The sequence below is a fragment of the Pseudomonas sp. URMO17WK12:I6 genome (genome assembly GCF_003253625.1).
Taxonomy (GTDB): Bacteria; Pseudomonadota; Gammaproteobacteria; order Pseudomonadales; family Pseudomonadaceae; genus Aquipseudomonas.
In genome coordinates, this window is the sequence record NZ_QKYZ01000017.1 from 94,632 (window position 1) to 108,035 (window position 13,404).

Annotated in this window: 11 protein-coding genes; 2 read left to right on the top strand and 9 right to left on the bottom strand. The window is 56.7% G+C overall.

The window, feature by feature from the left end; all coding sequences use genetic code 11:
• Positions 1 to 18 precede the first annotated feature (18 nt).
• The 4 genes from F475_RS24965 to F475_RS24980 form a co-directional block, all read right to left on the bottom strand.
• Positions 19 to 1,782 (bottom strand): FAD-dependent monooxygenase, encoded by a 1,764-nt coding sequence (locus F475_RS24965; protein WP_111454948.1) that lies wholly within the window; start codon positions 1,780 to 1,782, stop codon positions 19 to 21.
• 3 nt (positions 1,783 to 1,785) lie between these two features.
• On the bottom strand, positions 1,786 to 2,397 hold the full coding sequence (locus F475_RS24970) for an HAD-IB family hydrolase (RefSeq protein ID WP_018927948.1): 612 nt from the start codon (positions 2,395 to 2,397) through the stop codon (positions 1,786 to 1,788).
• Positions 2,387 to 3,907: a class I adenylate-forming enzyme family protein gene (locus tag F475_RS24975; RefSeq protein ID WP_064617441.1), complete on the bottom strand. Its 1,521-nt coding sequence runs from the start codon at positions 3,905 to 3,907 to the stop codon at positions 2,387 to 2,389. Before F475_RS24975 ends, F475_RS24970 begins: the two co-directional genes overlap by 11 nt.
• A gap of 80 nt (positions 3,908 to 3,987) precedes the next feature.
• Complete coding sequence (locus F475_RS24980; RefSeq protein ID WP_111454949.1) at positions 3,988 to 5,001, bottom strand: SDR family oxidoreductase; 1,014 nt, start codon at positions 4,999 to 5,001, stop codon at positions 3,988 to 3,990.
• Between the two features lie 532 nt (positions 5,002 to 5,533).
• Between F475_RS24980 and F475_RS24985 the strand changes: the two genes are divergently transcribed.
• Positions 5,534 to 6,130: a TetR/AcrR family transcriptional regulator gene (locus F475_RS24985; RefSeq protein WP_018927951.1), complete on the top strand. Its 597-nt coding sequence runs from the start codon at positions 5,534 to 5,536 to the stop codon at positions 6,128 to 6,130.
• A 117-nt stretch (positions 6,131 to 6,247) separates the two neighbouring features.
• Here F475_RS24985 and F475_RS24990 read toward each other — a convergent pair whose 3' ends face one another.
• Positions 6,248 to 6,868 carry a glutathione S-transferase family protein gene (locus tag F475_RS24990; RefSeq protein WP_111454951.1) on the bottom strand — a complete coding sequence of 207 codons (621 nt, stop codon included), beginning with the start codon at positions 6,866 to 6,868 and terminating at the stop codon, positions 6,248 to 6,250.
• Between the two features lie 370 nt (positions 6,869 to 7,238).
• On the opposite strand from F475_RS24990, the gene F475_RS24995 reads away from it, so the two are divergent.
• A complete protein-coding gene (locus F475_RS24995; protein ID WP_018927953.1) occupies positions 7,239 to 8,111 on the top strand; it encodes a DNA/RNA non-specific endonuclease in 873 nt (290 codons plus the stop codon).
• Between the two features lie 182 nt (positions 8,112 to 8,293).
• Here the strand turns inward: F475_RS24995 and F475_RS25005 are convergent, their stop codons facing one another.
• The 4 genes from F475_RS25005 to F475_RS25025 all read right to left on the bottom strand — a co-directional run bounded on the left by F475_RS25005 (position 8,294) and on the right by F475_RS25025 (position 13,353).
• Entirely contained in the window at positions 8,294 to 9,334 is a 1,041-nt protein-coding gene (locus F475_RS25005; protein ID WP_111454953.1) for an ABC transporter substrate-binding protein, read from the bottom strand.
• A 388-nt stretch (positions 9,335 to 9,722) separates the two neighbouring features.
• Positions 9,723 to 10,688: an FAD:protein FMN transferase gene (locus tag F475_RS25015; protein WP_111454955.1), complete on the bottom strand. Its 966-nt coding sequence runs from the start codon at positions 10,686 to 10,688 to the stop codon at positions 9,723 to 9,725.
• Positions 10,678 to 12,858, bottom strand: a complete 2,181-nt coding sequence (locus F475_RS25020) for a PepSY domain-containing protein (RefSeq protein ID WP_111454956.1) — start codon at positions 12,856 to 12,858, stop codon at positions 10,678 to 10,680. The genes F475_RS25015 and F475_RS25020 overlap by 11 nt, the downstream gene beginning before the upstream one ends.
• Positions 12,859 to 12,882: 24 nt before the next feature.
• On the bottom strand, positions 12,883 to 13,353 hold the full coding sequence (locus tag F475_RS25025; protein WP_018927958.1) for a DUF2271 domain-containing protein: 471 nt from the start codon (positions 13,351 to 13,353) through the stop codon (positions 12,883 to 12,885).
• Positions 13,354 to 13,404 lie beyond the last annotated feature (51 nt).

Below are 13,404 nucleotides of genomic sequence, written 5' to 3' on the forward strand. Positions count from 1 at the left end.
CAGTAGCCATATAGCGACTTAAAGTTGGAGTTCCACTGCGTCGATCTCGGAAGATGTTGTTTTTCTGGCTCCTTTGAGCAGCCCGGATCTTACGTTCAGATAAGTGAAGAGCGTTATTGCATCGGCTCCCTGGAAAGCGATGTAGCCGTCAGGACGAATCAACATCAACGTGCCCGCTTTGGCATGGTAACGCTTGTGCAGCCGCCAATCGGGGTCCAGCAACGTCGAGTGCCAGGAAGGCAGTTCGGCGCTGCTCAGGGCATCAATAACGCAATAAGCCTTGATGCCCGGGTAGTCCTTCTCCACCGACTCGGCCAGCGAGTAATAGCCCGGCAACAACGGGGAAAACTGATCGGCTGCGCTGAAAATCAACAGCGTGAACGTTCCGTGGAACAAGTCGATCAAGCGCTTTGGCGGCATACCTTGCAGTTGCCACAACTCGACATCGGGTGCCAGTTGCCCGGCGCGAGGCACCGACGTCTGGAATTCAGGTTTCTTGCCTTTTTTATCCCAATTCATGCGCTGCTTTTTCGTCAGCGATTCCTGGATGTAATCACTCTTGCCGTAGTGGTACTGATGACCGGAAATCATCGACGGCAGTTTGCGCTGAACCTTGCGCCTGTTGCTTATCAGTGGCAGAACATTGTCGCGCAGCCAAACGAGGGCGCGATGCTTGACGGTAATCAGTCCGGTCAGTCGATGTGCCGTGTTCTCGACTTCCAGGGCCACCGGGTAACGCTCTTCGTTGTAGCTTTCCAGCAACGATGGATCAGCCAGGCCCTGATCGACATAGGCCATTTTCCACGCCAGGTTATAGGCCTCGGAAACCCCCAGGTTCATCCATTGGCCACCGATCGGGCTGCCGATATGAGCCGAGTCGCCTACCAGAAACACAGAGCCTTGCTGCAACGACTGCACGCGGCGATGTTGGAAAGAGGCGATGGTGGTCGATGAAATATTGGACAACGTCATCTTTTGCCCGCGTCCTTCGCACAACCGCTGAAAGTTCTCCAGGCTCAAGGAAGGGCGCTCACCTTCTGGTGGCAGGTTGTAGGGCATCTCGATGAAAAGTCGATAACGGGATTGAGCGCTGATCGGCGCGACCGCGACATAACCGTCCTGTGCACCCAGGAAGAAAGCGCCTTCGTCCTTGCTTCCAGACCACTCGATATCGGCATCGGCGAGCATGAAGAAGCGGTCGTAGGACGATCCTTCGAAGGTCATATCAAGACGTTTTCTGATGTTGCTGCGAGCACCGTCGCACGCGACCACCCAGCGGCTGGAAAAGGACTCGGCGCTGCCGTCCGCATGCTGAAGCGTCATCTGCACCGAGCCCGGCTGGTTTTCTATATCGACCAGCTCGGTATTCCATTCAACATCTGCTCCCAACTTGTTCAGTCGCTCAAGCAGAATCTTCTCTGTCTGCGGTTGTGGCAGGCTGAGGAGCAGGGGGTAGGTGGCGTCCAGGTAGGAGAAGTTGTAGTTCAGCACCCGTTTGGCGTTCGATTGCACCGAAAACTGGTTGATAGTGAATCCGTCGCTGATGGCCTGATCGGCAACTCCCAGATCTCGGAAAATTTCCAGGGTTCTGGAATGGATGGCCATCGCTTTGGTTGCGGTCGAGGGACCGGCATTCTTTTCAATGATGCGAAAAGAGACGCCCCACTTCTTCAGCATGATTGCCAGGGACAGGCCAATCGGGCCGGCGCCTACGATCATGACTGTCGGGGTATGACCGGGTTGGCTGAAGTGCTTGGGGGCCAAAGTGCTCAGAGTGTTCATCGGTTAGTACCAGTTTCTGTAGAAGGGAGAGTTGGCAATGCCGAGCAGGGCATCGTCACCGGATGAATCCCCGTAGGCATAAATGTAAAAGTCATCAAGGTTGCTCAGGCAGCCCTTGAGCCGTGTGACTTTCTCTCTCTCAACACAGTTGGTACCTGATATTCCTCCGGTCAGTTTGTTCTTCGCCGTCGCCAGGCGAGTGCCGCAGACATAGTCAAAACCCGCTGCCTGACCCCAGGGAATCAGGTAGTTTTCCGGCGAGTTGCTGACCAGCGCAGTGACATGCCCCATGGACTGATGCCATTGCAGCCGGCGCAGGGCCTCGGGCCTGAGCCAGAGCGGTAGCAGCTCGCTGATGAAATACTTGGCATGCTCGCGCTCTTGCTCAACGGACAGACCGCCCAGATAACAGGCAATGAATGCCAGTCGGGCTTGCATCAATGGCGTGATGCCAACGATTACACTGAGCATTTTGGGTAGCAGGGGAATGATCCTGAGCCAGAACGATCGGGTTCCCACGATATAACGCATGTAGCGCCAGAACGTATGTCTGTCGGTCAATGTGCCGTCAAAGTCAAACACGGCCAGTACCGGTTGTGTGCCATTAGCTTGCATGAATCTCTTCCTTGAGAGAGATGATCTCGATGGTTTTGGGCAACTTGAAGCCCGAGAGGTAGCGCGAGAGCAGGGTAGAGACAGCGCTCTGGGTCAGGTCGCCGCTCCCTTCAACGCACAGGTGCAGTACGTTGACCTCCTTGTTGTCCGGGACGATGTAAGCTTTCGCGCGCACCACATCCGGGTGCTTCAGGGCAATGGATTCGATTTCAGTCAGGTCGACCATTTGCGCTTTGATCTTCGAGATTCGCAGGCGTTGGCAATAGAAGAACACATGCCCGTCGTCGTCCCGCCAGACCAGATCACCCGTGTGTAGCCAACCATCACGGAAGAACCGGGCATTGGCGTCCTCTGCATCGTTATAGCCGTCAATCACCATCGAACCGCGAATCAGCAGTTCGCCAATGCGTCCAGGTGCGACATCCCGCCCTTCGGCATCGACGACCCGTAGTTCTACGCCTCTGATCGGTTGTCCCATGGCGCCGCGATGGACCTTGCCAATCGAGCTCTGGACAATCACCGGCATGCTCTCGGTCAATCCATAGCCTTGCAGCACCGGATTGCACCCCAGCAGCCTTCCCAGCTTCTCGGCTTCGTCTGCGGGTAAATGACTGCCACCCGAATAAATCATCAGGTGAGGGTGCAACGGCAACAACGCGCCCTTGCGTTTGGCCAGTCGTGTATTGAAGTAGCGAATGACGTCGGGCACCAGGCAGGCAAAGGTGACCTTATGCTGGGACAAGACTTCTGCCAGATCCCTGTTGAGCAGGGTGTTAGTCATTAACAGTGTGGCGCCCACGCTCAAGGGGAAAACCATCATCACCGACAGGCCGAAGATGGCATACAGCGGCAGCGTCACCAGATGAACGGAGCCGACACCTTGAAGATGAAACTGCTCATGCAGGCCATCACTCGATTGCGTCAAATCAAGGTAGCGGTGAGAAACGGCCAGCGGTTTACCGATGCCCCGGTAGGTGAACTGTACCGAGACAATCGGATTGCCTTCGGGCAGTAACAAGGGCTCGGTCTGTCGGGGAAGCCGAGAGTCCGCTGTTGCGTTGTCGGGCAGGGGCGATGACGGCTCGCTTGCGGCGTTCAACACCAAGGAGTGCTTAACGCCGTAGTCAGGCTGAAATGTCTCGCTATGCTGCTCGAACAGCGTTTCGGTGGTCACTACCAGCGTCGGTCTGGCGATGCTGATGACGCTGTTCATTTCGAATGGCGTCAGTTTGTAGTTGAGAATGACCGGAACCGCACCGCGACCGATGATCGCCAAATAGTAAGCGATGAACTCCACCCCATTGGGTAGAACGAGCGCTACTTTGTCGCCAGGCAATACATTTAATGCTGAGAGTGCGCCATTGCACTCTTCAGCCTTTATACGCAACTCACGGTAAGTGACGGTATCTTCTTCCGCGTCCAGGTTCCTGATAGCAATGTGCTCGGGGAACGACTCTGAAAAACCGACGAACCGATGCAGAAAACCTTCTTTAGATGAAAGGCTTTTCATTTACCAACCTCTCTCAATCCTTGAATTTATGGTCAGACAAAAAAGTACTACAGAGGCAGGCTATATATAAATTGTTTCAATTAAGCATCAATGTAGTTATTTTTCCGATACCAATCCAGGGTATCGGTCAATGTTTCCGTCACGGGGCGGAACTTGCACTGCAATTCTTTCAGGCTTTTGTTGTGGCTGAAATGGGTGCGCCCTTGCTCTTGTTCCATGAGTTTGACAGTGGAAGTGCTGATGAGCACCGGCTTTTTCGTGATTCGGTAATAACCTTCATAGATCAAGGCAATTATACGCAGCATGAACAGTGGCACTTTGCGCTCCGGCGCTTTTACGCCGCTGACACTGGAGAGCGCCTGGAAAATGCTTTTCATGTCCATGTGATTGCCGGCTGCCAGGTAGCGTTCTCCGGATCGGCCGCGTGTGATCGCCGCGAGTTGATGCTCTGCTACATCCCTGGCATCGACAACGGAAAAACTTCCAGGCAGTACGCCGGGCAATTTCTGTCCGACAAAGTCGAGCAGGAACTGTCCTGATGAGGTCGGGCCGATGTCCCCAGGGCCAAACATCCAGCCAGGCAATACCATGGCGACGAACATGTCCGGATGCCGCGCCAGGAATTCCTGAACTTTCTGTTCAGACAATATTTTACTCAGGTAGTAATCGTCAGCCTCCGATTCACTGCGAGACATTGTTTCATCGATCACCTGATCTTTATCGCCCTTCAAGACGGCAATGGAGGAGGTATGGACTGCACGACGAATGCCTGCGGCATAAGCGGCCTGCAACAGGCGCTCGGTACCGGTCACGTTAGTGTCATACAGTTTCTGCCAGTGCTTTCCACCTTTGTAACTATCGCGGAAATAGGCGGCCGTATGAAACAAGGCATCACAGCCTTGCAAGGCATGACTGAAGGCGTCGACATTGAGCATGTCGCCTTCGATAAATTCGACAGGCAGATTGCCGAACTGCTTCTTGGCTTTTTCGACGGAGCGGACCAGTGCTTTTACTTTGATGTTTCGCTTTAAAAGCGCATGAACCACATTATTGCCGAGCAGGCCTGTAGCGCCTGTAACAAAGGCATATTCCATTAAAATCCAGCTCCTGTGGGGTGGTAACCTGCTACTGCATTGAGATTGATGTCACCGCGCTCGATGCTTTGACCAGGCAGGGGGCGTCAACGGCGGCAAGTAAAAACCATTCGGTATCTGGAAATCAAGCGGTATTTAACAGTCGCCACAAGGTCGACGTCCTTGAACCCGACCTGAAACACGAAAATCCTGTGGTTTAGAGCGTTGTCGACAGCAGGCATTCACCGGGATCGGGCGGATTGAGGTCATCGCTAGACATTTTTGCCGTCCGTCGCCTGCCTTCTGGGGGGAGTCAAAAGACACCCTCGCTGACTCGATTCATCAGGGCGCGCGCGTCAGGCTGGATACCAAGGCGCCTGAACGTGCGGGGCCCAATACATGGCATTTACATGGCACTCCTTAAAAGTTTAAATGCAAAGTGATTAAGAGGGCTTAGTATAAGATATGATAGTTAAAACAGGTTTGCGCAGTGAGTGGCAGATCCGTTGCATCCAGTTACAAATAGATTTGTTTGGCCAAAGGAGCCGAAGGCGTGATTAAAAAGAGATTAGGTCGAGAAGAAAGTCAGCAAATAACAAGGGATAAGTTATTCGATACCGCCACTGACCTTATGGTGAGAAAAGGTTTTCACGCCACCAGTGTCAACGCTATTTCCGAGGAAGCCGGTTTTTCGAAGGGGGCCTTCTTTTCAAACTTTACAAGTAAGTCGGACTTGCTTCTGCAGTTAACTCAGAGATTCAAGGGAGTTGAGATTGATCGATTGAGTGTCACCCTGACTTCAGGGTATTCATCGGAAGAGCTGACCCATGGATTGAATGCCTATATTGACACGCTTAAAAATAATACCAGTTGCGCGATTCTTGATGCTGAGTTGCAACTGATCGCCTTGCGTGATGAAGAGTTCTCAACGCATTACTACGATCTGCATCAGGAAAATAGTGAAGCCTTGGGTAAGTTGATTACCATCATATTTAATCATGCAGGCAAGAAGCCTCCTTTGGCGAATGCCGCTCTTGCAAGGACCTTCACCGCTTTGTCGGAAGGTTTGATACTGCAAGGGCATAAAGATCCAGCCTCTGAAATAAAACTGGTGTTGAACTCGCTTATCCAGACAGCAGAGCCCTTATAGAACGCTGCCATTCTTGTGATACATACGATATTCGCATGTCCGGGGCTCAGACCTCGGGCAGGATGCGAGCAGCCATGCCCATCTTTAGCGCACACAATAAGGTCTGCGCAGTAGCGCTCAGTGATTCTGGAACGTTTTCAATCCTCGTTGTACGGCGGGCCTGGCTTCGATCGCGTCGAACCAGCGTGATAAGCGTGAAAGCACTGCCCAATCCAGCCGATCACGAAATGATGCCGCAATGGTGAAAGCGGAGATGTCCGCCATGGAGAACTGATCTCCGGCCATAAAGTCGTCGGTAAGAAACCGTTCTGCGTAGACGAGTTGTTCAATGACGCGTTGATCGATAACTGTGGCCGCATCATTAAATCCTGCCTGGCGCAGGGAAAATGCAACATGACTGGGCCCGATGACGTCCGTTACGAAAAAGAAATAACGATCAAACACCCGGTCGCGTTTTGGTCCACGATGCGCAGGTGCAAGCCGACCCGGAGCTTTTGCATCAGCGAACTGAATGATTGCGTTCGATTGGTTAATGACCAGCGGGAGTGTCGATGAATGGTCGACCAGGGTTGGGACTTTTCCTGCCGGATTAAGCGCCAGGTACGACAAGTCGCGTTGCTCATTCGCCTGCAAGTTCAGTCTTCGTGCGGTGTAGGGGATACCTGCTTCCTCCAAGGCTATTGCAGCCCTCAGACTGTTGCCGGTAGGCGCGCCATACAGCTCTATTTTCGGGCTCATCAGACACTCCCTGAAAATGAATGGATGATTATTGGATGCTAAGTGAAAAGCGGCATACGCGCCTGTCTACAAGGAGTACGCACAACGTTTCGCGTCAGTTAACCAGTCCGCTTAGGTATGCCCATTCGACGAGCATGGCCAAGTAGAATGTGTACGCCGCTCAGCACTAATGTGACTTGTGATGGTCAATACACCCCGCGCGACCGTCAGCGGTCGTACTGCCCGGCGCCGACCGGATCCGCATCGGCAATTTGATCAAGGACAGTGAAAGCATGCTCACCGCAATATAATCCGCAACCGCCTGCACCTGGTTCCGTGAATCGGGACTCGCCGTACGTTTACCCCTCAATCCAATTCGAAGATTTAAAGCATGCACCTACGCAAAATTGCAGTTGGGCTGTCGGCCCTTGTTTTGCTCTCGACCGGGGCACAAGCCCGCAGTCTGCTGGATTTCATCAAGCCGCCCACCCAGCATCAGCAACAAACCTCCCACTCGGGCTCGATCAGCCAGAGCGCGGCGCTGGAACTCTATTCAAACAAACAGAAACAGGCATCGTTTGACGGCTGCGCGGATCTGTTCCCGGCCGCGAAACCGATCAACATGGCCACTGTGCCTGCCACAATGAAACCCTTGGCCCTGTGTTCCGATAACTTCGCGGTGCTGTACTCGCAAACCAGCAAGACACCGCTGGTAGTGGTCGAACGCCTTAATGCCGCCCAGCTGCAGGATGCCAAAGGGGAGGAGCGCACCAACCAGTTCTACCCGGACCCACGCATTCCCAAGAGTGGGCGGGCAGAGTTGAGCGACTACCGTAGCCAACATCCGGCCGTGGACCGTGGCCATCAATCCCCGGCGGCCGATGCACCGAACCCCAATGCAATGGCCCAATCCTTTGCGCTGTCGAACATGGTGCCGCAAGACCCAACCAACAACCGGAAGATCTGGAGTAAGGTCGAGTCCGATGTCAGAAAGTTTGCCAAACGAGCCGATGGCAATGTCTTTGTCTTTACCGGCCCGCTCTTTGATTCAGGCCACGGCACCGTCGGCGACAACAAGGTCTGGGTGCCGACCCGCCTGTTCAAACTGGTTTACGACGCATCGTCCAAGCGTGCCTGGGCTTACGTACTGCCCAACGCTGAAACCCGCATCGAGAAACCGATGGACTATGACGCTTTCGTGAAGAGTACCGGGCTCAACTTGCTGGGAAATCTACCGGTCACAGGTTCCGTGGGGCGCTCTTGATGGCTTGATTGATTAATCCGTAGCAGCTGTCGAGCCGGGGCGAGGCTGCGTTCGGCTGCGCAGCAGTCGTAAAACCAGAACTTACGGTGCATCAGGCAGACCGCGTCAGCCGGATTCACGACTGCTTCGCAGCCGAACGCAGCCTCGCAGGCTCGGCAGCTGCTACAGAGAGTGTGCCGCGGCTAGCGCGCCGCCCAGGCGTTGAAGTGTTCTTCCAACTCCTCGCCGTGGTCCACCCAGAACTCCGCATCTACCGACTGAGCCTTGGCCAAGTTGGCTTCGGCCGTCGGCAATTGCTGGCGTACTGGCTCCGGCAGCAGTGCCAGGGCCTGGCGGTGGACGGGGCCGTAAGGGATGTTTTCCGAGAAAACCTTCTGGGCTTGCGGTTGACTGGCAAACGCGATGAAACGCTCGGCCAGCGCCTTGTTCGGCGACCCTTTGACCACGGCCCAGTATTCCGGGTCGTACAGGCTCTGGGGCCAGACGATGCTCAGGTTCATACCTTCTTTTTGCGCGGAGGCGATACGACCGTTGTAGGCGGCACTCATCACCACGTCACCGGCGATCAACCATTGCGCCGGTTGGGCTCCAGCCTCCCACCACTGGATGCTTGACTTGATTTTGTCGAGCTTGGCAAAGGCACGGTTCACGCCCTCGGGGGTGCCCAGCACTTTGTAGAGCTCGTCTGGCTTGACACCATCGGCCAGCAGAGCGATTTCCAGGGTGTACTTGGCGCCTTTGCGCAGGCCGCGCTTGCCCGGAAAGTCGGTGACGTTCCAGAAATCCGCCCAGGAAGTCGGGGTCTTGGCCAGCTTGTCCTTGTTGAAGGCCATGACCATCGACCAGACGTAGGTGGCCACACCACACTCGGTCAAGGTCCCCGGTACGAACTGGGCCTGGTCGCCAAAACTGGCCTTGTCCAGTCGCTCGAACAAGCCGGCATCACAGCCACGCAACAGTTCCGGACTCTCCACCTCGACCACATCCCAGGTGGCATGGCCCACATCGACCATGGCCTTGATCTTCGACAGTTCGCCATTGTATTCGCCGGCGACGATGCGTCCTGCACCGCTTGCATTGAAGGGTTGGAAATAGGCCTTGTCCTGGGCCTGCTTGGTGGCGCCACCGAACGAAATGACAGTCAGGGCCTGGGGCTCGGCGAGCACGCCGGTGCACAACAGGGCCAGGGAAAAAGGAACACAGGTACGTAAGGATAAAGACATGGAACGCTCCCACAGCTGGTTTTTAGAATGGTGTAAAGCCGGGCAGTGCTGGCCAGAGGCCGATAAGGTTCCACCGTGCCGGGCTCTTGGGGCTGGCATCGTTATGAAAAAAGCTTTCATCCGGGAAAGCCGGACCAGAGGTGCTCAGTGCGGTTTGATAGTGCGGCATCAATCGGAAGAGGAAAATTATTAAAAATATGCTTGGGAGCTATAAAAAAGCTCTTCAGCAGTGGGCACTGCTGATCCGGGTTGTATTCAGATGAGGTGGATCAACCGGTCACAGGGTCTTCTACCGACCTGTTACCAATGAAGGCTCGAACTGGGCGAGGCCGCCCAGGGCGTCATGTCTCATCTGGCGGTTTGATTCGTACTGATTTCGAATGGTCCTTCAGCGCATTTCAATCTGCGCCTGCAACTGGCCGCCGACGATGGATATTTCTTTGAACTGTTCACCGTCGCGCAGCACGAACAACGCGTCCATCCCGCGCTCTTGTGCCAGGCGTGGGCCTTCGGTTTCGCCCAGCACCATCAGCGCCGTGGCCCAGGCGTCGGCGAGCATGCATGAGGCCGCCACCACTGTGACGGCCGCGAGCGCGTTGCACAGCGGTGCGCCGGTGGCCGGGTTCATGGTGTGGGCGTAGGACTGCCCCCTCACATCGACCCAGTGTCGGTAGTCTCCAGACGTGGCGATGGCAGCGTCGCAGAGTTCCATCACACCCATGACTTCGCGCACACCCCGGCAGGGTTTTTCAATGGCTACGACCCAGGGGTGGGCATCAGGTTTGACGCCGCGGGCGCGCATCTCGCCATCGATGCCGACCAGATAACGAGTGATGCCAAAACCCTCCAGACAGCGGGCCAGCTCATCGACAGCAAAACCCTTGGCGATACCGTTCAGATCGAGGTTCAGCGACGCACGTTTGCGCACCTGATTACGTTGCGGGTCAACGCTCAGCGCCGCACTGGCGGACAGGCGAGCTTGCGGCGGCAGCGTGTCGAGCATCTGCTCCGTGACGGTCTGTTCGCCGGGGCCGAACCCCCAGGCATTCACCAGATCGCCGACCGCGATGTCGAAGGCGCCGCCGGATTGCTGACTGACACGCAGCGCGGCAGACAGCACCATGGCCAGTTCCTTGGGTACCGGCACCCACTCCTGTTCGGGGGCGACGTTGAGGCGGTTGAGATCGGAGTCGGGTTTCCAGGTGGACATTTGCTGGTCTACCCGGGCCACGGCGCGTGCCAGGCTATGGTCGATGTTGTCGGTATTGATCCCGGCTTGCGCATAGAACAGGGCGGTGTAACGGGTGCCCATGGTCTCGCCATTCAGGCTGTAGCGTTGCAAGTCAGTAGACATCTTCACGGTAGCGTCCTTGTGCCTTGAGGGTCAGCACACTCAGGTTGATCGGCGCCAGCACTTCATCCAGGGCCTGCATCACGCCCTTGGCCATCTCGCGACCGCCACACACCAACACTTGGGCGCCTTTCTCAATCAACCGGCGCAAGACCAGCGCATCGCTGATCAACCGGTCTTGCACGTAACTGCCGCCCATGACCTGGGAGAAGGCGGCACGCAATGCCGTGAGGCGCTGGTCCGCCAGGTAACGTTTGAGCTCCGATTCATAGAGAAAATCCGAAGCCGGATTACGCCCGCCCCAATACAAGTGCATGGGGTGTCGGGCCTTGTTGTTGCGAATAAAACCGGTCAAGGGGCCTATACCGGTACCGGCGCCGATCAGGATCACCGGGTGCGCGCCCGACGCCGGACGAAATTGTGGGTTGGGCTGGATAAAAGCTTCGATCGACGCACCGATGTCCAGGTTGTGAAGGAATTGCGAGCACACGCCACCTTCGTGTTTACGTACGCAGATTTCCAGCACACCGTCCTGCGAACTGCTGGCCAGCGAGTAAAACCGCGGGATCGCGCTACCAGGGGGCAGAATCCCTGCCAGGTCTCCGGCCAGAAACTCCGGCAGCTCGCTGGCTGCCTTGAAGCGTAGTACGTGGGTCGGCGCATTCACCTGTTCGCCGTAGGCGATGCGCTCCATCAGAATCAGTTGATGGGTACGTGGCTGCTCCGGAGTGTGGACCAGCGTCAGGTCCTGCCCCAGTACTTTGCCCAGTGCGCGGCCCCAGCGAGCAAATTCCTGGGCGGACTGGCGGTTGACGGTTTCCAGCTCCAGCAGCGGTGAGCCACCGGCCTGTAACATCGCGTCCTGCACCTGATGGGCGTACTGACAGAACTGCGCAAACTGGCGGTCGCCCAAGCCCAGCACGGCAAATGGAAGGCCGGGTTTGAGGCCGACCCTGGTCAACCGTGCCAGGAACTGCGAAGCCGAGGCCGGGGCGTCGCCGTCGCCGTGGGTCGCGGTGAGGATGAACACCCGTTGGGCATTGCCGTATTCGCTGGTGTATTGATTCATCGCCGCGCTATGTACTCGGTGTCCGGCCTGGTGCAAAGCGTCATGCAAGGTGTTGGCAAAGCCCCAGGTGCTATTGTTTTCACTGCCGACCAGAATCACGCTGTCGGCAGATTGCGCGGTGCAGTTTTCACGGATGTTCGGAGCGGCCTTGCGGCGGCGCCACCACAGCAGGATACCGGTCACGCTCATCAACGGCACGCAGAGGGCACAGAGCCCCAGCGGCAGACCGAGCCACCAGAGGCCTTCACCGGTGTGCAATTGATAAATCAATTCGTAGACGTTGCGCATCGAATCGTGGGCTTGATAGGACAGCAAAGTGCCGCTGGCCTGGTCCACGTAACCGTCGCCCTGGGCCGTGCGCAGGGAAAACATGTCTTGCGGGTTATTGGGGTTCGGGTAGACCAGCTCGCGCAGGTCATTCAGGTCAGTGGCCTGCAAGGCTTTCAGGTTCGCCACCGGCAAGGCCGGGCCGGCGCTGACGTGGGCGGGGAAGGTGGGCTCATTCTGACTGCCATCAGCGATAAAGCCGAAAGTCGTGGCGCACATATAGAGCCCGCTCAGTGCCGACAACAGCAGCCCAAGCAATGCCAGGCGTCCGACTTCAGCATGCCAGCGCTGGCTGAAGGAACCTCGCAGTGGCCGCAACAGGTTGCGCCAGCCGCCCAGCCGCCGGGCCAGCAACAGCGCACCAGACACCGACAGCATCAGCATCAACAGTGCGCCGACTCCAGACACCCCGTGGCCAGGTGTGCCAAGGAACAGCGAGCGGTGCAGGTCTTTCATCCAGCGCGAGAAGGCGGATGGCTCGTAAGGTGCGAGGCCTTGACCGGTCAGTGGATCGACCTTTTCGGCCCCGGCCTGACCGTCCTGGTTGTAGTAGACGATGACCGTCCCGGACGCTGTGCGCTGGATCTGCTCCACGCCCTGGAAATGGCTGGCTACGCGCCCGGCCAGTTGACTGACGTTGACTTGCCCGGCAGCGGTGGACGTGCTGTGCAGGCGTTCCAGGGCGGGGTCGACAGACAGCATCGCGCCGCTGATGGCCAACAGCATGACCAGCAGGGCGGCGATCAGGCCGGGCAGGGAATGGAACTGGCGAAGCATGTTCAGCCTCCAGAATGGCCAGTGCTACAGATCGTAAGTAAAGGACTCGACGTAGGTGCTGCCGGTCGCCGGCTTGCCTGCGCCCTTGGACGTCAGGGGCACGCTGACATCGGCGCGGGCATCACGTTTGTCCTCGACGGCGCTGTCGATGCGGATTTGATAGCCGGCATCGATCAGGGTGTCTGCCAGTTCGACACTGACTTTGAGGGTGCGCCCACTGCCGACGCTGGCGCCGCTGACTCCGTCAAACTCGCTCGGGTTCATCCCGCTTCCACGGGCCCAGTCGGCCAGATGTCTGTAATACTTGGCCTTCTTGCCGGCCACCCAGAGGGTTTTCTGGTATTGGCCAGTGGCGTCGGTGACGTAGATCGCCAGATACGCATCATTGCCGCTGTAGTCCTTGAGCTGAGTGGTCAAGGTCACTTCACGGGCCTGGACCAGTCCTGGCAGGGCAACGGCGCCGGCGAGGCAGGATGCAGCGATAATTTTTTTCATGGGAGTGTCCTTTTGATCGTTGGGTCCAGATCCTGGACTTGCTTGCTGACA